This window comes from Piscibacillus salipiscarius JCM 13188 (assembly GCF_001311865.1).
Classification (GTDB): domain Bacteria; phylum Bacillota; class Bacilli; order Bacillales; family Alkalibacillaceae; genus Piscibacillus; species Piscibacillus salipiscarius.
This window is the reverse complement of sequence record NZ_BBCD01000005.1, coordinates 94,135-119,029: the sequence shown is the minus strand read 5'-3', so window position 1 is coordinate 119,029 and position 24,895 is coordinate 94,135. Positions and strand designations below refer to the sequence as shown.

Sequence of the window (24,895 nt, the reverse complement as noted above, 5' to 3'; positions counted from 1 at the left end):
TGGAGCCTTTTTATACATAAATTTTTAAAAAACGATTTAATGAATAGTTATCATAAAACCACGGTCGTCCACATAAAATTCAATAAGCAACATGTATAACATTTCAAAGGAGTGGAACAGCATGAGAGGTTTAGGTTCTATTGCACTTGTTTTACTTATCGTTGGAGGTTTGAATTGGCTTTTAGTTGGATTGCTTCAATTTGATCTGGTTGCGACATTGTTTGGTGGACAAGACGCGCTATTATCACGAATTGTTTATACGTTAGTTGGTCTTTCAGCTTTATATGCCTTAACGTTTGTAAGTAAATTTAAGTAAGTCCTTGATCCCCGTACTTCAATGAGTATGGGGATTAATGCATTTAACTCAATGCACAGTTTCATTCCTAATACATGCATAATTTTTGACTTTAAGCAAAAATACCTTTACAAAGGTTGAATAAAATTTGTAAAGGGTGATATATATGCGTGGTTTAGATACTTTAGCACTTGTATTATTGATTATAGGTGGGTTGAACTGGCTTTTAGTCGGATTATTCCAGTGGGATTTAGTCGCAGGCATTTTTGGAGGTCAGGATTCAGCATTATCAAGAATTATTTATTCTCTAGTTGGGATTGCTGCGCTTTACGCATTTACGTTTTTCGCAAAATTTGATCACGAATAAGTTTGACTGTCAAACGCTCAGAGTAGAATCTGGGCGTTTTAGTTTTATCTAAAAAAATACCATAAATAAAGTAAATTAATAGGCCAACAATTATTATAGATCCAGTGACTTTCCAGTTTAACCCTCCGACTAAATCAGCCAGGTTGCTCCCGTGCACACTACTTGAGGGATTTTTTAATTCCTCTTGTCTTAACCTTTCTCTTCTCTCTTCAGGAGATTCATGATCTTTATTCATATTAAACCACCTTTAAATTACATTATTAAAATCCTTAATTATCAATGATGCCATTTTTTAAGCACATGATAAATAGTTTTTCTTATGTTTTTGCAGTCCTCATTAAATGAGAGTCGGAAGAAGTAGGTATGAAAGAACTTCAAAATTATTGACCTCTTATAAAAGAAGTTTAAAGAGTAATCTTCGTCACTCAATAAGTCGTTAAGCTCATCTGATATGTTATAAATCAATTTAATAATCTCATCGTCAGAAACTCCATTGTCAGTTAATGCCTCCAATACAAAGATTAATCTTTCTTCTTCATCATCAATATAAGGTGCGTTCATTGTATTACCTTTATTAAGTAAACAGAGTTTAACGACATTCAGACAATCAAAATGTAAGTCCTGATCAAACTTCGGATGTTTAACGGCTTCTGTTAATAAATCAGCCCCATGAGCAATGCTGTGTGCCCAACCTTTATCTTTTACAAAACCTCGAATGTCCTTTTCAAGTTCTAAATAATGGATGCTGCACTCAAATGCTTTATTTAATAGGTCGTCTGACAAAAGCAGATTCTTCCTATCCTTTTGTAAAATTAATGCTATCACTAAAGCTGAAAATGAACGAGTGAAAACTGAATCACTTTCTGGTTCTTCAATATTATAGAATAGATTTTCAAGACATACGTTGAGGATATGTTCCATTGTTGATCTATTCAGAGAGTCTGTGGTGATGAGAGTTCCAAACTTATTGTAGATGATAGAATCTCTAAGCTCTGAATCAGTTGAACCAATGTTACTTAACATCATTTCTATAACATGATCTAGATCTTTATTTGAACTAATATCCCAGTTCTTTATTTTTGATTTTAATGACATAACTACCTCCAGGAAAATCGGTGTTACACTTTTCAATTTATTATTGTTAAAGTTTAGTGTTTAGTTTTGGTGTATACGGACTTCTAAATTGTGTTGAGCGTTGGTGGCGACTCCAGCGGGAACAGCACGAGCTGAAGATCCACATTGAGAAGAAAAGGTTTTTCTTCTCAATGTTAGCTGAGGCCGTGCCCGCGGAAAGCGTACACCGAAAGCGAAACACATAAACAACAACGAAGTTTTGTTAGTTTTTAATTGAAAGTAATAAGTTAAATTCTATTTTAACAAAACATTTAGACTAATTTTTACAAATGTTTTAAATTATATTACAGTTATTGTAGTGAACATTATAATAAGGGGTATACCATGGATAAGTGTTTTTGTTATGAGAAATTTAAGGACCAATTACCTAAAGATGTTAAAATTACTTGTTTTAAAGAAAAATGCCGTAATTATCGCGAGAATATGAAAAACTTAGGGAACAAAAGGATTCATAAGTATACTTTGCTAACCTATTAGTTAAAACTTTTATAGTATGATAGAATTATATGAAATTTGTGGGAGGTAGAAAGGAATGACGCAACAGATGACAGCCCAGCAAAACAAGATCGAATCGGTGTTACATAATATCGAACAAGTAATGGTAGGAAAAAAGGAAGCGATTGAGCTTAGTTTGCTTGCTCTATTAGCTGAAGGGCATGTGTTACTTGAAGATGTGCCTGGTGTCGGTAAAACAATGCTCGTTCGTGCATTAGCCAAGTCATTCAATTTAGACTTCAAAAGAATTCAGTTCACACCTGACTTATTACCATCTGATGTAACAGGTGTTTCGATTTATAATCAAAAAGAAATGAACTTTGAGTTTCGTCCTGGCCCGATTTTAGGAAATATTGTTTTGGCAGATGAAATCAACCGGACGTCTCCAAAGACCCAGTCAGCTTTATTAGAAAGTATGGAAGAGAAGCACATTACGGTAGATGGGGCGACCATGGAATTAAAGCGGCCGTTTTGTGATGGCAACTCAGAACCCGATTGAATATGAAGGTACTTACCCACTTCCTGAAGCGCAATTAGACCGTTTTCTGTTAAAACTCCACTTAGGCTATCCTTCTGTCAATGATGAAATCCAGATGCTTGACCGAACAACTTCCGTACACCCAATTGAAACGTTAGAAGCGGTTATGACTAAAGAGGATTTACTGAAGCTTCAAGAAGAAGTTAAGGATGTCCACGTTAGTGATGCTATTAAAAAATATATCGTCTACTTAGTTGATGCAACTCGTAAGCATCCATTACTCGATTTAGGAGCTAGTCCGCGTGCTTCTATTGCGCTTATGAAAGCGGCTAAGGCTTATGCTTTTATTCAAAACGTGACTATGTACTGCCTGACGATATTAAGTACTTAATGAAGCATGTGCTAGGGCATCGTGTGATGATTTCATCTGAAGCGAAATTTGAAGGAAAAACAGCTACTTCGATCCTTGATGACATTGTTCGTAAAACGATTGTTCCAATTGAGAGAGGTTAATGATGTTAAAGCCTTTTTCCACAATTGTAAGGTTGGTTCTGGTTGTTGTATTACTCGGGATATTGTTTTCATATGCAATGTTTCAAGGTGGGTTTGTTAGCTGGTTTTGTTCTTTAGTTTTTTACCGATTCTCCTATATTCATTCTTAATTGTTTTATATCCATTATCTTGGCTGAAAGTGGATCGTAGCGTATCTAAAAGATACATCCAAGCTGGTCAGTCACTTAATGTCAAAATTACGGTTAAAAGTCACTTGCCTTTACCGATTCTTTTTTTAATCATTGAAGACCAGTTACCTAGAAGCATTCATTATAGTGATACGCGTCATTTTAAGTATCAGTTTTTGAGAAAGCCAAGTTCGTTACTAAAATCAGATACTTATAAAACGATCATTTTCCCAAGGTTTAGAAGGCAAGTAGTCTATGAATATGAGATTACCTCTGTTCCGCGTGGTTCACATGAATTAACGGATGTTCGTTTAGTGACGGGAGACTTTCTCGGTCTAGTGAGTAAAGAACATGTGTACTCCAATCGAGTAAGTATATTAAGTGAGCCTAGGGAAGTTCCACTAAGATTAAAAAATGATATCTCTTATTTTGAAGAAGGAGAGCAAACGGCCTATTCTATAAAAGCGAATCATACGAATCTAGTCTCTGGTGTTAGGGATTATGCGCCAGGTGACAGGGTATCGTGGTTAGACTGGAAAACAACGGCGAGAAAGCAGAAGCTTGTAACTAAAGAATTTGAACAGGAAAAGCATAAGGATTTAACGGTCGTTCTAAATGGGATTCAGTCTGAGGAAGATGACTGGTTAGCTTTTGAAGGTTCAGTGGAAATGGCGAATTCAATCGTTCGTGAATCTATTGACGATCATGGGAAAGTGTCATTTGTTGCAATTGGTGAGAATCGTCATGAGATTCAGCTAGAACGAGGCCGAAGAGATTTAGATCGCTTAACTCGCTTTTTAGCAGAAGTGAAACTAGTAGATGAATCTAAGCCGTTTTCATCTAAACTATTAAAAGAAGGAATGCTCATTTCGAAAGATCGAAATATTGTTGTCATTACGCATGAACTAGATCCTCATTTGCATCGTACGATGAGCCGAATTAATCAACAAGATGCGAAGGTGAGTTTGATTTATATTCGTAGTAAGCACCTAGTGTCTTCTCGTGAAAGACAAGGGTTAGATCAACTTAAGCAAGAAGGTGTCATCGTGACATGGCTTAATGAGGATCAATTAACAGGGAGAATAATTGAGGTGAACACATAATGCTTAATGGTAAAGCGGGGGAATGGATCTCAATAGTTTTATATGGTGGAAGTATGTTGTTACTGCTTGAGTGGATTTATCCGCTTGATGAAGTAACCAAACAGGCTATACGTCAACGTTTGTGATGTTCATTGCATTATGCTTTATATTATCTGCCACTCAATTAGCATTTTGGATTGTGTCACCAATTAAATTTCTCGGTCTGTTATTTGTGCTTCATCAATTATTCTTTCAGCCTAGTTTTTTATCTAAGGAATGGGTATCGTTATTTTGGGATCAAATACAGTTGAATGTTGCCTTTTATTGACGGCAGATTGGGTGTCATTAACGCCATTCTTTAGAACTCTATTATTTTTAATCTTACTATGGATGTTAAGTTACTTATTATATTATTGGTTCGCGGTTCGGAAAAAACCGTTTTCGTTTATATTGTTTACATTCGTCTATTTAACGGTACTTGATACATTTACCACATTTGACGCTAGTACGGCGATTATTAGAGCGTTCGTCATCGGTGTTGGTATCATGGGTGTAGCATATTTGCAGCATCTATTAGAGAAAGAAAATATGCGTATGCCGGCGATGAAAACGTTGATGATGTGGATTGCTCCGCTATTATTGGTGATTGGCTTTAGTACCGTGGTTGGTTATGCTGCGCCAAAGTTTGACCCGATTTGGCCAGACCCTGTACCTTTTATTCAAAGTACTGCTGAAGGTAGTGGTTTTGGGGATGGACCAGGCGCCGGTGTCCAAAAGATAGGGTATGGTGAAAATGATGAACGATTAGGAGGCGGCTTTGTACAAGACGATACAACGGTCTTCTATGCTGAAGCGCCAGGTACTCAGTACTGGAAGGTGGAAACGAAGGATACATACACCGGAAAGGGCTGGGTTAGAAGTCAAGAGGGTCAGTTTGAACGGACTGAAGGCACTTTACAGGAGCTCCAACCTTATTCTGATCTTGTTGAATTGAATGAGGATTATGCGAGTATTCAATTTGAAGACCCAGGTTTGCTAGATAAATTGGTTTATACTTATGGCGCTGAGGCTGTGACTTATGTTCAAGATAGTATGAACTTCGATGTTAATGCGATTACAGGTGAAGTAATTCCAGTTGTAAATGGTGAGACAGCATTACCTGATGCTTATCGTATTGATCTGCAGCGGCCATCATTCCCAGTTGAAGACATGCGCTCAGTGACGGAAGCAGGGGAAGCAGATGATCAGTATTTACAACTTCCTGAGGGTTTACCAGACGAGTTGTAAGGTTAGCAGAGGAGATTACGTCTGAGCACGATAATCGTTATGATAAAGCGAAGGCTATTGAAGAATATTTTTCAACAAACAATTTTATCTATGAGACGCAGGATGTTGCAGTGCCTGGTGAAGATGAAGATTATGTGGATCAATTTTTATTTGAAACGAAGGCAGGTTATTGTGATAACTTCTCAACATCCATGGTCGTTTTATTAAGAGCTGTTGATATACCTGCTCGTTGGGCAAAAGGCTTTACTGAAGGTGAGCGCTTATCAGGTGAAAATATCTTTGAGGGTAGTAAGCCCGAATATGAAGTGACTAATAACAATGCTCACTCATGGGTAGAAGTTTATTTCCCTAATGTTGGCTGGGTACCATTTGAGCCAACAGTTGGTTTTGATAACAATAGTAGCTTTAACTATGGGGAGCGACAAGATGACCAACTTGAGCAGGAAGATCAGGAGCTTGAACAACCTGAAACACCTGAAATGCCGAAGCCTGAGGAAGGTCAAGAACAGGAAGAAGACGACAGTCAAGCAGCTGCAGGCTGGTCTATTTCAAAACCGATGCAATTTACTTTAATAGGTGCTGCGGTCGTCCTATTAGCTCTCGTCATTTGGTTAATTATAAGAAAGCGACTCGTCATCATGAGTAAATGGAAGGGCAAGAGGCTAGAGCAGCATGCTGATGTAGACACGTTTACAGAGGGCTATCAATTTTTACTTCAAGCACTAGCTAAAAAAGGCTTAATTTTGAAAGAGGGACAGACACTTCGTGAATACGCTTCAGATGTAGATCTTTGGTTTGGCCATGGGGAGATGTCAAAGCTGACCACTTATTATGAAAGAGTCATATACCGTGATGAACCAATGGATGAACATCATCGTGAAGTGTACCGGTTATGGAATCGTCTAGTAAATGAAATCTTAGCTTGACGCACAAGTTAAACGGGTGTACAGTATTATTGTACAAAAATTAAATGAAACACCTCGTATAATATTGGGGATACGGCCCAAGAGTTTCTACCGAACCACCGTAAATGGTTCGACTACGGGGATTGCATATATATTATGTCGTGTTCGTGGAGTGAATCCACACACGTCTCATTTGCAATTTTCCTCGTTAAAAACTCTTGGTACAGATGCCAAGAGTTTTTTGTATTTAAGCGTCTTTAACATCGAGGGTGTTTCTTCTTTGGGGGAGGAACCACAATGAAGAAGTATTTTAAGTTTGACGAATACGGTACGAACTATCGTAAAGAAACGATGGCAGGGTTAACGACCTTTCTAGCTATGGCCTATATTTTATTTGTTAACCCTAATGTTTTATCTTTAGCTGATATTGAAGAGCTGCCAGCAGGTGTAACGCGAATGGACCCTGGTGCGATCTTCACCGCAACAGCTTTAGCTGCTGCCATCGGTACACTTATTATGGGATTAGTTGCACGTTACCCGATTGCGCTCGCTCCGGGTATGGGTCTAAATGCATTCTTTGCTTACACAGTTGTTTTAGGATTTGGAATCCCGTGGGAAACTGCACTAGCAGGAGTGCTTGCATCAGGATTGATTTTCGTCGTTTTAACCGTTACAGGTGTACGCGAACGAGTGATTAACGCCATTCCTAATAATTTAAAACTAGCGGTTGGTGCTGGAATTGGTTTATTTATTGCCTTTATAGGATTGACAAATGTCGGGATCATTGAAGCGGATCCCGCGACGTTTTTAACGCTTGGTGATTTAACAGAACCACATACACTACTAGCTATTTTTGGTGTGTTTGCGACAGTCATCTTACTCGTTTTAGGCTTTAAAGGTGGAGTCTTCTATGGCATGATTCTGACATCTATAGCTGGAATGGTAGTAGGCCTGATTGATCCGCCAAGTGGGATTAATGGCGTTATTGGCTCTGTTCCTAGTTTAGAGCCTACTTTCGGTGCTGCACTTACGCACTTCGGAAACATTTTCACGTTAGATATGTTAGTCGTTATTTTAACGTTCTTGTTCGTTGACTTTTTCGATACAGCTGGTACATTAGTTGCTGTTGCGACGCAAGGTGGTTTAATGAAAAATGGAAAATTACCTCGTGCTAACCGTGCGCTATTCTCGGATTCAGCGGCAACGGTTGCAGGATCTGTATTAGGTACTTCGACAACAACGTCATTTATTGAATCAACAACAGGGGTTAGTGCAGGAGGACGTACTGGGTTTGCATCCATTGTGACCGCAGCACTCTTCTTACTAGCATTGCTTTTTTCACCTTTATTAAGTGTTGTGACATCAGAAGTAACAGCACCTGCATTAATTATTGTCGGTATTTTAATGGCTGCCAACTTAAAGAATATCGATTGGGATCAATTTGAAATTGCTGTACCAGCCTTTCTAACAGTCATTGCCATGCCGTTAACTTATAGCATTGCAACAGGGATTGCCGTAGGATTTATTTTCTATCCGATTACAATGTTATTAAAAGGCCGAGGTAAAGAGATTCATCCGATCATGTACGGATTATTCGTCATCTTTATTCTTTACTTCATTTTCTTAACGGAGTAATTATTTGTCGCCTTCTTTGATTTGGATCGATTTAGAGCGATGAGAATCATGAACATCTTTATACAAATGAATATAGACAAGGCCATGTTCGTAGCGGGCGTGAATCTTGTCTTCCCTGACTTTATAAGGGAGCTCAATCGACCGGTTGAAGCTCCCTTGTATTATTTCCTCTTGAATAAGTTCATAACCACTCGCTGACAGCTTAATCTCACCTTCAACTTTTAAATGGTAACCATCGATTGCACAGTGAATCTGTTTGATTTGGTTAATTCCGGGAATGTTAATGACACATAAAATTTCATAATCTTTTTTAAATATATTGACTTGTGGGATATTCGGTTTTAAAATACTTTCAAATTCATTCCAAAAAGGTTCTCCGAAAAATTGATCAATGTTCTTTCGCCAGTCATGCATATGTTTAAACGAATTCATCAAGTCGATCATTCCTTTTCTTAATTCTTCTGCATTAACATATGCAAATAGGCGAACAGTTGATATAATAGCTATTACAAAAGAGGTGATGTCCATATGTTGGAAAATGGCATCGTGATGCTCGCAATTATTTTAAGTGTTAATATCATTTACGTCTCATTATTAACCGTACGTATGATCTTTACATTAAAAGGAAAACGGTATATTGCTGCATCCGTTGGTGTATTTGAAATTACAACGTATACACTGGGATTAGGACTTGTTTTAGAAAATTTAGATCAAATACAAACTTAATTGCTTATGCGTTAGGATTTGGTATTGGGGTCATCACAGGGATGAAGATTGAAGAAAAGCTGGCAATTGGTTATATTACAGTTAACATTATCTCATCTAATCCAGATATACCGTTTACTGAAACCTTAAGAGAAAAAGGTTATGGAGTTACGAGTTGGTATGCATATGGAATGGAAGGAGACCGCCTGGCGATGCAGGTGTTAACTCCAAGGAAATATGAGTTAATGCTTTATGAGACCATCAAAGACATTGACCCTAAAGCATTTATCATTGCTTATGAACCGCGCCAAATCTTTGGAGGCTTCTGGGTTAAGAAAGTTAAAGGGAGTAAATTAAACGTGAAGAAGAAAAATACAGAGTGAGTGATTATAAATCGATTAATGAATGTGTCGATCAAATTAAAAAAGATGGATATATGCCTGTGAAACGGTTCGAGAAACCAGTGTTCAAAGAAACAAAAGGTGACCCAGAACCAGTCAGACAGGACATCATATTTGAAGCGGTAAAAGTGGAAGAATAAAATGCCCTGGGTTCAGGGCATTTTTGATAAAGGGTGTAGCTATTTTGACTCTGATTGCTCATGGTGTTGTTCTTGATTCATCTTTTGCTGAACCACATCAGTAACGGGACAATAACGAACAATACCTTCAGCGACTTTCATCGACGACATTAACACAATCATCCAGTAGCTTTGATTCCAAGGACGCTTAACTAACTTTACAGCACCATAAACGGTTAAGAATAACCCTAACGTAATTCGTGTTAATGCGTTAATCGTACCAATGTTTTGTTTTCCCATTTTACCCCTTCCCTTCACAGTTTTAATGTATTAAAATTTGACTATAGATAGTTTTGAAACGGGGGATTTTAATGAATGAACATTTATATAGATGGCGTAATAAGCAACTACGAGAACATGTAGCTGTCATTGACGGCCATCTCGCACCTACAAAAATTTTGAAACAAGCAACCTACTTAAACGTCTACTTAAAGAAATGGTTAACGGCAAATATTTGGATCTATGAAGATCGCATTGTTTATGTAGGCGATGATATGCCTGAACGGACGTCGCAATCAACAGAGATTGTTGATTGTCAAGAACAATATTTAGTTCCAGGCTACGTTGAACCACATGCTCACCCATTTCAGTTATATAATCCCCATTCCTTAGCTGAATATGCACTTAAAACAGGAACAACCACTTTAGTGAATGATAATCTAATGTGGCTTTTATTATTAAATCAAAAGAAAGCGTTTTCTTTATTAGATGAAATGCAGAACTTGCCTGTTTCAATGTTCTGGTGGTCACGTTTTAGTTCACAATCTGAGCTACGTGATGAGTCAGAGTTTCTAGATGATGAAGAAGTCTTAAATTGGCTAAATCACGAAGCCGTCATTCAAGGAGGCGAGCTTACGAACTGGCCTGATATATTGCATGAAGATGAACGAGGTTTGTATTGGATGCAGGAGACAAAGCGTTTAAGAAAAGCTGTAGAAGGGCATTTTCCAGGCGCGTCTAAGAAAACGTTAACGAAAATGAAATTATTAGGGGCTGACGGGGATCACGAGTCCATCTCAGGTGAAGAATTATATCGCCGATTAGAACTAGGTTACTATGCAGCAATTCGTAACAGTTCCATTAGACCCGATTTACGAAACATTCTACAGGATTTAAAAGATTTAAACTTAAACGTGTGGGAGCAGGTCTTATATACAACAGACGGGTCGACTCCTTCATTTTATGAAGAAGGAATTATTAATAAGTGTATTGAAATTGCTATAGAAGAGGGAGTTCCTGTTGAAGAAGCATACGCGATGGCGTCGCTAAACCCGGCAAGGTACTTCTCGCTAGAGCACCGCTTAGGTAGCATTGCACCAGGGCGCGTAGCACATATTAATTTCCTAACAGATAAAGATCAACCAACCCCTGTTTCGGTTCTGGCAAAAGGCGAATGGGCTTTGAAAGATGGAAAAACGATTAATCAACTGCCATCCATTGATTGGGAACAATTCACTCTAACTAAGATGTCATTAGACTGGACGCTAGACTCTGATGAACTACGTTTCTCAATGCCGATTGGTATGGAAATGGTTAATGACGTCATCATGAAACCTTATCCAATCAAATCTGAAGCGGATCAAAACATGTTAGCTAGGTCTAAAAACGAAGCTTATGTGATGTTAATGGACCGAGATGGCGAGTGGCGCGTTTCGACGTTTTTGAAAGGTTTTACTAACCAATTAGGTGGACTAGTTAGTTCCTATTCAAACACGGGTGATATCATTCTAATTGGAAAAAGTAAACGAGATATGAAATTAGCTTTTGATCGTATGCAAGAATTGGGTGGTGGAATCGTGCTGGCTCATGAAGGTGAAATTATTTTCGAGATGCCTCTTGAAATAAAAGGAGTCATGACGGACGCCCCAATGGAAGAACTCATTAAACAAGAGACAGAATTAAAGAAGATTTTGCAAGATTTTGGGTATGCACACAGCGATCCAGTTTATACGTTGCTGTTTTTATCCTCAACACATTTACCGTATATTCGTATTACGCCAGTCGGAATTATGGATGTCTTGAAAAAAGACATACTCTTTCCAGCAATCATGCGTTAAAATAGAAAAAGACTAAAGTCTAGGGGATGTGGAATATGAGAAAGTTTGTGATAATATTATTAATAGCTTTATTCGGCTTTTTGGTAGCCTGTTCTGATAAAGAAAGCCAGGAACCAGTTGAAGAAGAACCTGTAGAAGAACAAACCGAAGAACCAACTGAGCAAGAAGAAGCTGAGGAAACTGACCCAGAAAAAGATGAACCGGAATTTATTTATCCATTAACGGGACTACCAGCTGAAGAAGAGCCGACGAACCGAGCTATAGGTGTTATGGTGAATAACCATAATAAGGCGAGACCACAAAACAGGCCTAGTGAAAGCAGATATGGTATATGAGTTTTTAGCGGAAGGACCTATTTCAAGGTTTTTGGCGATTTACCAAAGTGAGATTCCAGATGTAGTCGGACCTGTCAGAAGTGCACGTGAATATTACTATGAAACAGCCGATGCACATGAAGCGATTTACGTCTATCATGGTGCTGCTAATTTCATTGAAAAAGACTTAAGAGCAGGTGTTGTCGATAATATTAATGGAGCCTATTACGATAATGATCAGTTCTTATTTAAGCGTGAATCTTTTAGACAAGCTCCTCACAATTCTTATGTTATGCTGCCAAATGTGTATGAAGTAGCTTCGCGAAACAATATTGAAACTGAGAAAAAACATGAAGCTTGGGACTTTTTATCTGACGAAGAACTAGTTGATGGTAAAGCTGCAAAAGAAGTTAAGATTCGTTATTTTGATAATCTAAAAGTATCATATGTTTATGATCCTTCAACAGAGCGCTATACGCGTTATAGTGATGGAATAAAGTCGACTGATCTAAACACAGAAGAAGCTGTTGAAGTTTCGAATATTTTAGTTTATGAAACCGAACATGAGATTATTGACAATGTAGGGAGACGATTTATTGATCGTGAGTCGGGTGGCGACGGCTATCTAATCCAAAAGGTAAGATTAAAAAGATTAAATGGAAAAATGTTGATGGTTTGATGAAACCATTTATAGATGGAGAAGTTGCAAAACTTGCACCCGGTAAGACATGGATTAATGTCATACCAAAATCTCCTGGTTTAGACAAAGGCGTAACCTACGAATAATAAGGAGGAACACATCATGCAAATTGATAAATTACGCGGACGTGAATTAGACCAGTTATTTGAAGCAATATTAACTCTAAAAGATGTTGAGGAGTGCTATCGGTTCTTTGACGACGTAGCAACTGTTAATGAAATTCAAGCGTTAGCTCAGCGCCTTGATGTTGCTCGCATGCTACGTGAAGGTCATACGTATCACCGAATCGAGGATGAAACAAGCGCTTCAACGGCAACGATTTCACGTGTTAAACGCTGCTTGAATTATGGCAACGATGCTTATGAATTAGTACTTGATCGTATATATAGTAAAGATGATGAAGATAATAAATAAGAGTAGAAAAGCTTTTGCGGTATAAACGCAAAAGCTTTTTTTATCCTGATCTATTGAGTTAGATCTAGCGCCGGTGAACTTTCGCCACCAGCATTTTATAAGGGAATTTTACTAGACAATTTTTCGGTATACTAGACAATTCAGCGCTTTTACTAAACAAAACAGCGAATTTACTAGACAATTTTAAAGTTTTACTAGACAAAACCGTGAATTTACTAGACAAAGTTCGAAATTTACTAGAAGATTTTTGAAATACTAGACAAAATTCATTTAACAACTAAATAGGAAAAAAATTTCACTTTTAAAATGGCTTCGTGTAGGGAATAAATCAACTATGTCAAAGTTAAGAAAGAAGGACTAAAATGAATAAAGGCAAGTTATGGATTAATGTAAGGGACAGTTTCTGGTTTCTACCAGCCATATATAGCATTTTATCGTTATTAGCTGTAGCAATTATCAGTCTAATGGATCAATGGGTTTTATCAGCCATAAAAAACGATATTCCAACGATCTTTTTAACCGAAAAATCAGTTACTCAGACGATTTATGGATCAATGGTTACAGCTATTCTAACCATGACAACGATTAGCTTCTCTACTATTATGGTCGTGTTGTCTACGTATAGCACGCAATTTTCACCGCGAACTTTACAAGATTTTATGAAAAGCAGGGTGACTCAGCACGTTTTAGGAGTTTTCTCATTTGGGTTTATCTTTTCTCTTGTGAACTTATTTTTAGTAGGTAAAGACCCAAGCTCTGCTTTGTTCAGTCCATTTTTGCAATAGTTGTATCCATCATTTGTTTGGCATTCTTTTTACTATTCATTCACCACTCATCACGATTTTTGAAGGTGAATAATTTAATTGGTTCTATACGTTCAGATACTTCAAAACTCATTCAAAGGACTTTTCAGGAGAAAGAGTATCATGAATATTGTGATTGGAACGAATCAGATTTAAATCAATTAGAGAAAGAGTCATCAGAAGTAATCAAAGCAAAGAAATCAGGCTACGTACAAAGCATCCAATTTAAACCATTAATCGATTGGGCACAGCAGAACAATGTAGTCCTTGAGGCAAACTTTTTTGTCGGAGAATATATTCAAAAGGGAATGGATTTATTTTACTATTGGGACCAAGGAGAAAATGAAATATCTAATTTACATGAATGTCTGGAGTATGTCTTGGTGGGTAATTAAAGAGCAGATACTCAAGACGTCGAGTTTTCCATTCAAAAGCTGGTCGAGATTGCTGTACGGGCTATATCCCCAAGTTTAAATGATCCGCATACGGCAACTAACTGTATTAACCGCATTGGGTCATTGCTTATCGAACTAGGGTCTGTATATGAACCTATTCGGTATTTCGCAGATGATGATGAAAATCTAAGAATCATAGTAGATCCATTGACTTTTGAAGAGTATCTGTATAAAAGCTTCTATCAAATTCGACTGTACGGATATCACGATATTTCAGTGATGAATAGTGTGATTGAAGTTCTTTATAAGATGGCTCATGTCCATGGAGATCGAATTAAACATGATGTTTGGCGGTTTGGAAAGTATATGATTAAGGCAGTAGATGTTGAAAATATGGATGAGCTAGATTTTAATCATTTTAATCATCAAGTCCAGAAGTTAGGTGCGGCCTGCGATGAAGAAATTCAACTTAGGTAAACAAAAAAGTCAGATAACGTTTTGGTTATCTGACTTTTTTACATCCGAGTAATCCCGTGTATGAATATAGAGAAAGCAAAGCTTATGAATGATAGTCCACCTAATGGAATAGCAAAGGACATGTTATTTCTTAGTTCGAACAATGCTACTGTAGCACCTATTACAGATAACCCTATCCATAATGGAAGGAATATTACATCTGTGACATGATAAGGAAGTAAAGTATAAAAGCCTGATAAGAATAAGGTCCAGTGCAAAAGGATTAAACTAAATGCGAATAAGGTCCATTTATTAGGTGATGCGCCTTTACCGTATTTTATAAATGAATAAATCGGTAATCCAATCATGATTAAAAACAATAAGACAAACAGACTTAACAAAATTAATGTAATCCCCATAACGCTCATTCCTACTGGTCCGGAGTTTCTTCATCTTCACGATATTCCAATATATCCCCAGGCTGGCAATCTAATGCCTTACAAATTGCTTCTAAAGTTGAGAAACGAATGGCTTTTGCTTTGCCATTTTTTAATATAGAAAGGTTAGCCATCGTGATTCCAACTCTTTCAGACAGTTCGGTTACACTCATTTTCCTTTTAGCCAGCATGACATCAACGTTTATGATAATCGCCATGTGTATTCACCTCAGACCGTTAATTCATTTTCTTTTTTATAATTAATTGCCTGTTGTAACAACTTTTGTAGAACAGCCGCAAAAACTGCAACAACTATTGACGCAGCTATAATAATCATACCAATTAAAATTATTCCAGGTGCGTCATCCCGTTCAGCTACTAAATAAAATAAAGGCATTCCGAATATATACAAGGTCCCAAGAGTGACAGCACTTAACTTAATCGTTTTTAAAGCGTGGACAGATAACTCAGAAAAAGCAAGATTCTGATCAATAAAGTTTAACAGTTTAAAAGCTTGGTATAAAGCATAATAAAAGGTATGGCCGTCACATAAAAGAACACAATGACAAGATATTTTATAAATTCCATTTCAGGGTATAGTTCAGCTGCGAAGTCTCCAATATTAGGAACTAAAAAGATACACAAAGCTAAAACTGGAAGACCAAGTAGGATGACAGCTAAACGTAAGAAAAGCGTTGAACCATTTTTCATCACACACACCTCACATTTTGTTGTAGGTTCATTATAGTATGTTTTTTATCGTTTATCAATAAAAGTTATTGAATAAAATTACGAAATTACTATTAATTTATTGACTTAATCAAACACAAAAACTTGGGTAAGACCCAAGCTTATGTATGTTATTTATTTTTAAAATACTTTGGATTTATTAATGAATTTGGGCTTCATTTGTAAAGTTTGCACCAGCCCATTCTCCTTCATTTTTAAACAACTCAATGACAACCTTTTGATCCTTCGGCGGATTATCTATCCAGTCGAGCAGGGTGCGAATGATCGGTTCTTTTTCTGGAAAGTAAATAAGAAAGACTTTGGACTGTTCGTCAAGTCGTGTCGTCCAAATTTGAGAACGTACCATCACCATTGTGTAGTATGTTCGAATGAGTTTACGAGCGAAGTTTTGTGTAAATGTTTTAAAGTCTTTCTTAGAAGCTGTTTCTAATCTATTAAGTGTCCTGTTTAGAACATCATTAATATCACCATTAAAACGGATGGCAATTTCTGGTGTAAGTTTATATGGATCAAACCGTTCTCCTAAATCCTCACCATACACACAAACACAGAGTTCCTTAAGGAATGCATTTTCATAATAATTAGTAGGGTCAACTATGTAGTCGTAATCTGCTACAGCTATACCAACATCACGAACTAAAGAACGATACTTTTCAGACAATATCCCAGCAAGTTTCTTTAACTCACCTAATTGATCAGAACTCAGTTTAGAATTGAACATGGCAATAAGATCTAAATCTGACTTTTTTACGATGGCTTCACCTCTTGCTACACTACCGTACACATAAACACTGTGCAAGTGTTGGCGGAATGAACTCTTGAGGCTCACGATAGAATCTTGTATGCAAGAAGCATAGATATCACCAATTTTGTCTTTGCTAACATCACTGACTATATAACCATGATCATCTAGACCATAACCGGCTTTTAAACGTTTTATTTTAACCATCGCCCTTCTCCTAGCATTTCACTAATTATATCATTAAAAAATGCATCTAAACGAGTATTTACTGAGTAAACTATTTGTTAGTTACTTTTAAACTTTATGTTATTCTTTAAAAGGTTATCCTTAATAAACTCGTTGATACCCGTGTCAGATCTCATATAAAAAGGAACCTCGCGCGCGAGGTTCCTTACCTATTACCCTCTTAATAGTCGAAGACCATTCAAGATCACGAGAATTGTACTACCTTCATGGCCGATGACGCCTAATGGAAGTGTTAAGCTTTGAGCAAAGTTAGCTGTGATTAATAGAATAATAACAGCAATTGAGAAGACGAGATTTTGTTTAATGATTCGGTTCAGTTTTGTTGATAGTTTGTAAGAGCGTTCAATTTTGTGTAGTTCGCTGTTCATCAAGACTAAGTCCGATGTTTCAATGGCGACGTCTGTTCCATTGCCCATTGCGATTCCAATATCGGCTTTCGCCATAGCCGGTGCATCATTCACACCATCGCCGACCATGGCGACAGACCCGTAAGCTTCTCTAAGTTTTTCAATTTGTAAAACCTTCTCCTCTGGTAAACATTCCGAAATCCATTCTTTCAAGCCGGCTTCATGACCAATTGAAGCGGCAGTCTGTTCATGATCACCGGTGATCATGATTGTTTAACACCTTGTTGATTTAAAAATTGAATGAGCGCCTTGGCTTCTGGTCTAATCTGGTCTTTGACGCCAATCACAGCAACCAACTTATCATCTTTAGCCACATAGACAACAGTTTTCCCTTCGCTTTGAAGTAATTCACGTTTTTTACGTAATAAATCTGGAAAAACCTCCACCTTCTCAATAAGTCGTTCGTTTCCGAGCATCCATACATTGTCACCAATCACTGCTCTAACTCCCTGTCCAGGTATGTCTTCAGTTGACTGTACAGACACTTGCCTAGTACTGCCACGAGTTTCAGCAAACGAGACAATCGCACGTGCTAATGGGTGACTCGACTGTTTTTCAATCGCTAGGATGTTTTGTAAAATATTTTCGTCATCTATTACAGTTTCAAAGTCCGTAACCTCTGGCTCGCCTTTTGTAATTGTTCCTGTTTTATCAAAAGCAACAGCTTTAACTTTAGATAGCTTTTCTAAGTAGGTGCCACCTTTCATTAAAACACCATTTCTTGCTCCTGAACTGATTGCAGATAATAATGCAGGCATGATGGAGGCGACGACTGCACAAGGTGATGCAACTACTAGTAACACCATGGCTCGGTAAAAGGTTGGTCAAAACTCCAGTCAAAAGCGAAGGGTGGTATGACGAGCATGAGTGATACGACGACTAATACAGTAATAACATACGGGCCTTCAATTTTTCTATCAACTGTTGGGAGGGAGGGCGATTTCCTTTAGCTTCTTCAACAAGACGAATCATCTTTTGAAATAGCGAATCTTCATCCTTTTGGTCACTTCAACAACAATTGAACCACTTCCATTCATTGTCCCGTTAAACACTTCATCCCCAACGTCTTATTGACAGGCATCGATTCACCTGTAATTGTAGACTCATCAATGGATGTAATCCCGCTCATAATTTTTCCATCTGCAGGGACACGCTCACCATTCTAATTAGAATTCTATCTCCTATTTCAAGCTGACTAACCCTGACTGGAGTGACTGTATCATGCTCGGTTATTAGGTTTGCTTCTTCTGGTGCTAGTTTAATAAGTTTGGATAGATCTTTTTCACTTTTTTGTAGAGAGTAAGTTTCCAGTGCTCCACTTAATGAAAAGATGAAAATCAGGATAGCACCTTCATGCCAGTAGCCAATTGATGCAGCCCCGACAGCTGCAATAATCATTAAAATCTCAACGTTTAAGCTTTTATCATAAATGAGATCTTCAATTCCTTCTTTTGCTTTATAGTATCCGCCTATTATGTAGGCCAGAACATAAAGCATCGCTACCCAAACGCCATTTGCTTGATTTATTTCACTTAAGTAAGCAAGTAATAGTAAAAGTCCACCAACAATAGCAAAAATAAGTTCTCTGTGAATCGACAATTTCTCCAAAAACGGTTGTTTATAAGTATTGGATAATTCCATCACATTCCCCTCCCAATTCATGTGTAAGTGTTTGAAACTTGCAGATAATGACTTGTAGCTAATTTCGGAAAACTTACAGGTAATTTCAATTAACTCGCAGGCAAATCGTTAAAACCTGTAGCTAAATCAAAAAGCATGCAGGTGAACACTTTTTTATAAAAAATTATTACTTTATAATTATTATAAATAAATAATAACACACTTCACCCTGGGTGGTAAGTGTTTTGCTTAAAATAGGAAAAATGTAAGGGTGAAGGATAGGATTGAGCCTAGAATAGTAGTGGTGAGATATAATATGAAGGTGATCCATTGTTGTTCTTGAATGAGCTTCATGGACTCAACGCAAAAGGTTGAAAAGGTTGTAAACGCACCTAGAAAGCCAACTGCGAAAAATGTATAAACATATTGAGTTTCTATGAAAATGGCCATTACAATGCCGAGAAGTGCTGAGCCAATTAGGTTAATAACAAGTGTCGAAAAAGGGAAGGGGTGCTTTTTCTCGAACAAGTTGACGACTTCAAAACGGCTAATGGCTCCAAGTGCGCCGCCTAGGGCCAGAATCAATAGGTTCATGCTGCTTGGCCCCTTTCGTATATGTTTTTAATAATCCAAAAGCCGAGCATGGCTAATAAAATACCACCAATTACTGAAGCTAGAACATATGCTAAAAATTGAAAGGCCGACGTTGATAACAATATAGTGGCATCGGCAGCGAACATCGACATGGTTGTAAAAGAACCACAAAACCCGACGCCAAATAATAAATGAAGCGTGTTATTTTTCTGAAAAATAAGTAGGCCGTAAAACCTCCTAATAGTAAACTTCCGACTAGATTGACGATTAAGGTGCCTGTTGGGAAAGAGGAAAAGCTAAAAAATTCAGCGATGCCTCCTCTAGCTAGTGTCCCTGTAGCACCACCTAAGCCTACCCACAGCCAATCCGATAGACGTGCTTTCATCATGATTCCTCCGTATACTTAAAGCCCCTACTTGATGTAGAGGCTTTGAAGTTTAGTATTTCACTTTGTCTTGTAAGAAAGTTTTTAGTTCAGATATTGGCATACGCTTCTGTTCCATCGTGTCACGGTCGCGTACGGTGACTTGGCCGTCTTCTTTTGAATCAAAGTCATACGTAATACAAAATGGCGTTCCGATTTCGTCGTGACGTCGGTAACGTTTACCGATTGATCCTGACTCATCATAATCGACCATGAAGTCTTGAGATAGATCAGCGAATACTTCTTGAGCCTCTTCGCTTAGCTTTTTAGATAAAGGAAAGACTGATGCTTTAATGGTGCAACGGCTGGATGGAACTTCATTACCGTACGAGATGTGCCATCTTCAAGTTCTTCTTCCACATATGCATCTGCTAAGAAAGCTAATGCAAGGCGGTCTGCGCCTAATGCGGGTTCAATGACATAGGGTACATAGCGCTCATTTGTTTGCTGATCGATGTATTGCATATCTTCACCTGAGTGTTCAGCATGCTTGCTTAAGTCGTAATCTGTGCGAGAGGCGATTCCCCATAACTCACCCCAACCGAATGGGAACTGATACTCTAAATCAGTTGTCGCATTACTATAATGAGATAGCTCTTCAGAATCGTGTTCGCGACGGCGGATTCTGTCATTATCTAACCCTAAATCTGTTAACCAGTTGTGGCAGAAGTCTAACCAGTAGTTATACCACTCCATCTCTTCACCTGGTTTACAGAAGAATTCCATCTCCATTGTTCGAATTCACGTGTACGGAAAATGAAGTTACCTGGCGTGATTTCGTTACGGAAACTTTTGCCGATTTGTGCGATACCGAAAGGCAGTTTTTTACGCATCGAACGTTGAACGTTCTTAAAGTTAACAAAAATACCTTGCGCTGTTTCAGGACGCATATAAATTTCATCTGAAGAATCCTCTGTGACACCTTGATGAGTTTTAAACATTAAGTTGAACTGACGGATATCCGTAAAGTTGCTTGAACCACAGTTCGGGCACGTTATGCCTTCTTTCTTAATAATTTTTTCTAACTCGTCAAAGGTAACCCATCGACTACACGTTCTTCACCTTTCGCTTCAAAGTGGTTTTCGATGAGGTGGTCAGCGCGGTGGCGTGATTTACAGTCTTTACAGTCAATCATAGGGTCGTTAAAGTTACCTAAGTGACCTGATGCTTCCCAAGTCTTTGGGTTCATTAAAATAGCAGCATCTAATCCGACATTGTAAGGTGACTGCTGGACGAATTTTTTCCACCATGCGTCTTTTAAGTTTTTCTTGACTTCGACACCTAATGGGCCGTAATCCCAAGTGTTGGCTAGGCCTCCGTAGATTTCAGAGCCTTGAAAAACAAATCCACGATGTTTAGCGTGATTGACTAATTGTTCCATATCTTTTGCCATTGTAATTGGCCTCCCTTTTAAGTGATATCATTTTGTTTCGCTACAGGCGGACGCTTTCCTGAGGGCGCGGTCTTAACTTCACGAAACTCACATCGTTCGTTTCGCGTGATTTCGCCTCGCGCTAATCCTCTAGGAGTCGCCGCCTTTCGCTTCACTTACAACGCACCATTGTTATAGAACCAATAATGCTTATAAACTAAAAAACTCCCGTCCACATGGGCTTAACCAGCCCAGGGACGAGAGTGTATCTCCCGCGGTTCCACCCTGATTGACATGCCAAGCATGCCCTCTTTCAGAACGAAAACTCCAGGTTGCCTTTTCACTAAACTATACTTTCAGGCTCTCACCATCCCTGAATCGCTATGAGCATCGAGCTTAGCTACTATTAACCCTTCAACGTTTTATGTAATTGATATCTTATATTAGCATATTGTACCACGCTTCTCAACTTTTATAAACAAAATATTAACACTATATGAAACCCTCAAATTGAGCTTTAATTTCTGATATAATGAGAAGGTGAAGTAGTCAGTTGGAGGAATGAAATCGTGATCGAAGACTTTAGCACGTGGAGACATATATTTAAACTTGATCCAAACAAGGAAATATCAGATGAAGATTTAGAAGCGATTTGCGAGTCGGGAACGGATGCCATCATAGTCGGCGGAACGGATGATGTGACGCTAGATGATGTCATCAATATGCTAGCTAGAGTTAGACGGTATACTGTTCCGTGTATTTTAGAAGTATCCAATATTGAGTCGGTAACTCCTGGATTTGATTTTTATTTTATCCCAATGGTGCTGAACAGTGAAGATCGTAAATGGATTATTGGACTGCACCAAGAAGCGGTTAAAACTTATGGCGAGTTTATCGAATGGGAAGAATTATTAACAGAGGGCTATATTATGCTCAATTCTAATTCAAAAGCTTATAGGTACACCAATTCAATTCCATTAGATGATGATGACGTCGTGGCATATGCTCAAACTGCTGAGAAACTCATGCGGCTTCCATTCGTCTACTTAGAATATAGCGGGACTTATGGCAATCCAGATTTAGTCCAAAACGTTCATGAAGCTTTGGATAATGCTGTGTTAATCTATGGTGGCGGTATTCAAACGAAGCAACAAGCAACTGAAATGGCGGAACGGTCAGATATTGTGGTTGTCGGTAACGTCATTTATGAAGATATCAAAGCAGCACTCCGGACGGTACATGCTGTTAAGAAAGTGAATTCGAAATAAAGGTGGGTCAAAGTTGAGTTTAACAGCCAATGAAATTTTAAGTGGCATGAACAAACCGCAACAAGAAGCGGTGCAACATACAGAAGGGCCATTACTAATCATGGCAGGTGCTGGTAGTGGTAAAACACGTGTTCTTACACATCGCATTGCATATTTATTAGCTGAAAAAGATGTAAATCCATACAACATTTTGGCCATTACGTTTACGAACAAGGCAGCTCGTGAGATGAAGGATCGTGTGGAACGTTTAGTTGGTGATGAAGCAAAAAATATTATCATGTCCACCTTCCACTCGCTTTGCGTTAGGATCTTGCGCCGTGATGGAGACAGAATCGGCATTGACCGTAACTTTGCTATTTATGACATGACTGATCAGCTTCAGGCCGTGAAAGAGTCATTACGTATGAATAATGTTGATTCTAAGCAGTATAATCCTAAAGCTGTTTTATTTGCGATTAGTGCTGCCAAAAATCAGCTTAAAACACCTCAAGTAATGAAAAATGAGGCTAATAACTATTACGAAGAAGTCATTGCACAACTATATGAAACGTATCAAGCTATTTTAAGGAAGAATCAGGCGCTTGATTTTGATGGTTTAATTATGGAGACGTTTCATTTATTTGATCGTGTGCCAGAGACTCTTAAGTTTTATCAAAACCGTTTCCAGTACATACATGTCGATGAGTATCAAGATACGAACAGAGCGCAGTATCAACTTGTTAAACTATTGGCTTCTCGATTTAAAAACTTATGCGTTGTTGGTGATTCCGATCAGTCGATTTATAAATGGCGCGGGGCGGATATTTATAATATTTTATCGTTTGAAGAGGATTACCCGAATGCGAAGGTGATTTTACTTGAACAAAACTATCGTTCAACAAAACGATTTTAGGTGCAGCAAATACTGTGATTGAACACAATACGTCAAGAAAACCTAAAGAATTATGGACGGACAACCCTGATGGGACACAAATCAGACTTTATGAAGCGTATGATGAGCGTCAGGAGGCTCGTTATGTCATAGATCAAATCCAAGAAATTTTAGATGAAGGTAAAAGGGATTATCGTGATTTCGCTATTCTGTATCGTACGAATGCACAGTCACGTGCGATGGAGGATGTTTTGATGAAATCAAACATTCCGTATCAAATCATTGGCGGGACGAAATTCTATGACCGTAAGGAAATTAAGGATCTACTTGCATATTTGAGACTAATCGCAAACCCCCATGATGATATCAGCTTTTTAAGAGTGGTTAATGTACCTAAACGAGGGATTGGTAAGTCTTCAATTGAAAAACTACAAGTACATGCTGAAATGACTGATCAATCGTTATATGATGCTATTCGAGATTCAGATTTTGCCGGTATATCAAAAAAGGCAGTCAATCAGCTTCATCACTTTAGACAGCTAATTGAACAGTGGCGCAAGCAACAAGAGTTTTTAACGGTCACAGATTTAGTGCAAGAAGTGTTAACGCGCTCAGGCTATGAAGAGGAGCTGAAAAAGGATAAGTCTCTAGAGGCTCAGGGCCGTTTAGAAAACTTAGATGAATTTAAAACCGTTACTAAACAGTTCGAAGAAACAAATGAGGAAGACCAGTCATTAATTGCGTTTTTAACAGATTTAGCATTAGTATCTGATTTAGATCAAGCAGATGATGAAACAGATAATAAAGTGACGCTTATGACGCTACACTCAGCTAAAGGGCTAGAGTTTCCAATTGTTTTCTTAATTGGGCTAGAAGAGAATATTTTTCCTCACAGTCGTTCACTATTTGATGAAGAGGAGATGGAAGAAGAGCGTCGTTTAGCTTATGTAGGTATTACTCGTGCTGAGCAGTTATTATATATCACCTATGCATCATCACGTACGTTCTTTGGACGCAGGCAAAGTAATCAGCCTAGTCGTTTTATAGATGAAATTCCATCTGAGCTTATAGAACGAGAAGGCACGCTAAGTAATATGCGTTTGAATCTGGTGGAAGTTTAGAACAGGCTATGAACCAGCTATCGTCAAGGTCAGAACAACCGAAACCAAAACGTTACGCAAAGAAAATTAACCCAGCTCCAACCACCCCACAAAACTGGAATCCTGGAGATAAAGTTGAGCATAAAAAAGTGGGGAGTCGGTACGATCGTCAAGGTTGTTGGTGATGGTGATAACCAAGAATTAGATATCGCATTTCCATCTCCAGTTGGCGTGAAGCGTTTGTTAGCTAATTTTGCTCCGGTTAATAAAATTGAATAAAAG

Annotated in this window: 21 protein-coding genes, 10 pseudogenes and 1 riboswitch; of the genes and pseudogenes, 19 read left to right on the top strand and 12 right to left on the bottom strand. The window is 38.1% G+C overall.

Annotated elements, in window-relative coordinates:
• Positions 1-121 precede the first annotated feature (121 nt).
• Both JCM13188_RS05470 and JCM13188_RS05465 read left to right on the top strand, forming a co-directional pair.
• Entirely contained in the window at positions 122-316 is a 195-nt protein-coding gene (locus JCM13188_RS05470) for a DUF378 domain-containing protein (protein ID WP_054752667.1), read from the top strand.
• Positions 317-461: 145 nt separating this feature from the next.
• Positions 462-662: a DUF378 domain-containing protein gene (locus tag JCM13188_RS05465; RefSeq protein ID WP_054752664.1), complete on the top strand. Its 201-nt coding sequence runs from the start codon at positions 462-464 to the stop codon at positions 660-662.
• A gap of 52 nt (positions 663-714) precedes the next feature.
• Here the strand turns inward: JCM13188_RS05465 and JCM13188_RS05460 are convergent.
• Positions 715-897, bottom strand: a pseudogene (locus tag JCM13188_RS05460) (DUF6366 family protein); the annotation flags it as partial.
• Between the two features lie 41 nt (positions 898-938).
• Positions 939-1,757 (bottom strand): DUF2785 domain-containing protein, encoded by an 819-nt coding sequence (locus tag JCM13188_RS05455; protein ID WP_054752660.1) that lies wholly within the window; start codon positions 1,755-1,757, stop codon positions 939-941.
• A 571-nt stretch (positions 1,758-2,328) separates the two neighbouring features.
• Here JCM13188_RS05455 and JCM13188_RS05450 point away from each other — a divergent pair.
• The 7 genes and pseudogenes from JCM13188_RS05450 to JCM13188_RS05425 all read left to right on the top strand — a co-directional run bounded on the left by JCM13188_RS05450 (position 2,329) and on the right by JCM13188_RS05425 (position 8,358).
• A pseudogene (locus tag JCM13188_RS05450) lies at positions 2,329-3,282 on the top strand (AAA family ATPase).
• Between the two features lie 106 nt (positions 3,283-3,388).
• Entirely contained in the window at positions 3,389-4,552 is a 1,164-nt protein-coding gene (locus JCM13188_RS05445) for a DUF58 domain-containing protein (RefSeq protein WP_054752658.1), read from the top strand.
• Entirely contained in the window at positions 4,552-4,677 is a 126-nt protein-coding gene (locus JCM13188_RS18080; protein ID WP_279401430.1) for a hypothetical protein, read from the top strand. Before JCM13188_RS05445 ends, JCM13188_RS18080 begins: the two co-directional genes overlap by 1 nt.
• Positions 4,678-4,855: 178 nt before the next feature.
• Entirely contained in the window at positions 4,856-5,818 is a 963-nt protein-coding gene (locus JCM13188_RS05435; RefSeq protein WP_054752654.1) for a hypothetical protein, read from the top strand.
• A gap of 11 nt (positions 5,819-5,829) precedes the next feature.
• Positions 5,830-6,183, top strand: a pseudogene (locus tag JCM13188_RS18075) (transglutaminase-like domain-containing protein); the annotation flags it as partial.
• A gap of 114 nt (positions 6,184-6,297) precedes the next feature.
• On the top strand, positions 6,298-6,744 hold the full coding sequence (locus JCM13188_RS20460) for a DUF4129 domain-containing protein (RefSeq protein WP_369404841.1): 447 nt from the start codon (positions 6,298-6,300) through the stop codon (positions 6,742-6,744).
• A 34-nt stretch (positions 6,745-6,778) separates the two neighbouring features.
• A riboswitch (purine riboswitch) is annotated at positions 6,779-6,880 on the top strand.
• Positions 6,881-7,020: 140 nt separating this feature from the next.
• Positions 7,021-8,358 carry an NCS2 family permease gene (locus JCM13188_RS05425; protein ID WP_054752650.1) on the top strand — a complete coding sequence of 446 codons (1,338 nt, stop codon included), beginning with the start codon at positions 7,021-7,023 and terminating at the stop codon, positions 8,356-8,358.
• Here the strand turns inward: JCM13188_RS05425 and JCM13188_RS05420 are convergent, their stop codons facing one another.
• Positions 8,359-8,886, bottom strand: coding sequence for an Hsp20/alpha crystallin family protein (locus JCM13188_RS05420; protein ID WP_279401429.1), 528 nt, complete (start codon positions 8,884-8,886; stop codon positions 8,359-8,361).
• Here JCM13188_RS05420 and JCM13188_RS05415 point away from each other — a divergent pair.
• Positions 8,887-9,446 (top strand): annotated as a pseudogene (locus JCM13188_RS05415) (DUF2179 domain-containing protein). It begins immediately after the preceding gene.
• Positions 9,443-9,604, top strand: coding sequence for an NETI motif-containing protein (locus tag JCM13188_RS05410; protein WP_279401428.1), 162 nt, complete (start codon positions 9,443-9,445; stop codon positions 9,602-9,604). Before JCM13188_RS05415 ends, JCM13188_RS05410 begins: the two are co-directional and overlap by 4 nt.
• A gap of 39 nt (positions 9,605-9,643) precedes the next feature.
• On the opposite strand, the gene JCM13188_RS05405 is transcribed toward JCM13188_RS05410, so the two are convergent.
• A complete protein-coding gene (locus JCM13188_RS05405; protein WP_054752646.1) occupies positions 9,644-9,883 on the bottom strand; it encodes a YgaP family membrane protein in 240 nt (79 codons plus the stop codon).
• A 71-nt stretch (positions 9,884-9,954) separates the two neighbouring features.
• Here JCM13188_RS05405 and JCM13188_RS05400 point away from each other — a divergent pair, with 71 nt between their 5' ends.
• The 6 genes and pseudogenes from JCM13188_RS05400 (at position 9,955) to JCM13188_RS05380 (ending at position 14,803) form a co-directional block, all read left to right on the top strand.
• Positions 9,955-11,700: an adenine deaminase C-terminal domain-containing protein gene (locus tag JCM13188_RS05400; protein ID WP_054752644.1), complete on the top strand. Its 1,746-nt coding sequence runs from the start codon at positions 9,955-9,957 to the stop codon at positions 11,698-11,700.
• A gap of 35 nt (positions 11,701-11,735) precedes the next feature.
• Positions 11,736-12,035 (top strand): hypothetical protein, encoded by a 300-nt coding sequence (locus JCM13188_RS05395; protein ID WP_054752642.1) that lies wholly within the window; start codon positions 11,736-11,738, stop codon positions 12,033-12,035.
• Positions 12,025-12,800 (top strand): annotated as a pseudogene (locus JCM13188_RS05390) (DUF3048 domain-containing protein). The gene JCM13188_RS05395 and the pseudogene JCM13188_RS05390 overlap by 11 nt, the downstream one beginning before the upstream one ends.
• Before the next feature lie 16 nt (positions 12,801-12,816).
• A complete protein-coding gene (locus JCM13188_RS05385; protein ID WP_054752639.1) occupies positions 12,817-13,128 on the top strand; it encodes a YerC/YecD family TrpR-related protein in 312 nt (103 codons plus the stop codon).
• A 362-nt stretch (positions 13,129-13,490) separates the two neighbouring features.
• Entirely contained in the window at positions 13,491-13,913 is a 423-nt protein-coding gene (locus JCM13188_RS18065) for a DUF2254 family protein (protein ID WP_279401427.1), read from the top strand.
• A 17-nt stretch (positions 13,914-13,930) separates the two neighbouring features.
• Positions 13,931-14,803, top strand: a pseudogene (locus tag JCM13188_RS05380) (DUF2254 domain-containing protein).
• 38 nt (positions 14,804-14,841) lie between these two features.
• On the opposite strand, the gene JCM13188_RS05375 reads toward JCM13188_RS05380, so the two are convergent.
• The 8 genes and pseudogenes from JCM13188_RS05375 to JCM13188_RS05340 all read right to left on the bottom strand — a co-directional run bounded on the left by JCM13188_RS05375 (position 14,842) and on the right by JCM13188_RS05340 (position 21,395).
• Positions 14,842-15,201 (bottom strand): hypothetical protein, encoded by a 360-nt coding sequence (locus tag JCM13188_RS05375; protein WP_054752637.1) that lies wholly within the window; start codon positions 15,199-15,201, stop codon positions 14,842-14,844.
• 11 nt (positions 15,202-15,212) lie between these two features.
• On the bottom strand, positions 15,213-15,437 hold the full coding sequence (locus JCM13188_RS05370; protein ID WP_054752635.1) for a helix-turn-helix domain-containing protein: 225 nt from the start codon (positions 15,435-15,437) through the stop codon (positions 15,213-15,215).
• An 11-nt stretch (positions 15,438-15,448) separates the two neighbouring features.
• Positions 15,449-15,930, bottom strand: a pseudogene (locus tag JCM13188_RS05365) (DUF2975 domain-containing protein).
• A gap of 178 nt (positions 15,931-16,108) precedes the next feature.
• Positions 16,109-16,918, bottom strand: a complete 810-nt coding sequence (locus JCM13188_RS05360; protein ID WP_054752633.1) for a nucleotidyltransferase domain-containing protein — start codon at positions 16,916-16,918, stop codon at positions 16,109-16,111.
• A 191-nt stretch (positions 16,919-17,109) separates the two neighbouring features.
• Positions 17,110-19,026: pseudogene (locus tag JCM13188_RS05355) on the bottom strand (heavy metal translocating P-type ATPase).
• Between the two features lie 207 nt (positions 19,027-19,233).
• Positions 19,234-19,578, bottom strand: a complete 345-nt coding sequence (locus JCM13188_RS05350) for a fluoride efflux transporter FluC (protein WP_054752632.1) — start codon at positions 19,576-19,578, stop codon at positions 19,234-19,236.
• Positions 19,575-19,796: a fluoride efflux transporter FluC gene (locus tag JCM13188_RS18060; protein WP_279401437.1), complete on the bottom strand. Its 222-nt coding sequence runs from the start codon at positions 19,794-19,796 to the stop codon at positions 19,575-19,577. Before JCM13188_RS18060 ends, JCM13188_RS05350 begins: the two co-directional genes overlap by 4 nt.
• Positions 19,797-20,015: 219 nt before the next feature.
• Positions 20,016-21,395 (bottom strand): annotated as a pseudogene (locus JCM13188_RS05340) (glycine--tRNA ligase).
• Between the two features lie 551 nt (positions 21,396-21,946).
• Between JCM13188_RS05340 and pcrB the strand changes: the two are divergent.
• Positions 21,947-22,642: a heptaprenylglyceryl phosphate synthase gene (gene pcrB / locus JCM13188_RS05335; protein WP_054752703.1), complete on the top strand. Its 696-nt coding sequence runs from the start codon at positions 21,947-21,949 to the stop codon at positions 22,640-22,642.
• Between the two features lie 46 nt (positions 22,643-22,688).
• Positions 22,689-24,892: pseudogene (gene pcrA / locus JCM13188_RS05330) on the top strand (DNA helicase PcrA).
• The last annotated feature ends 3 nt before the right edge of the window (positions 24,893-24,895 follow it).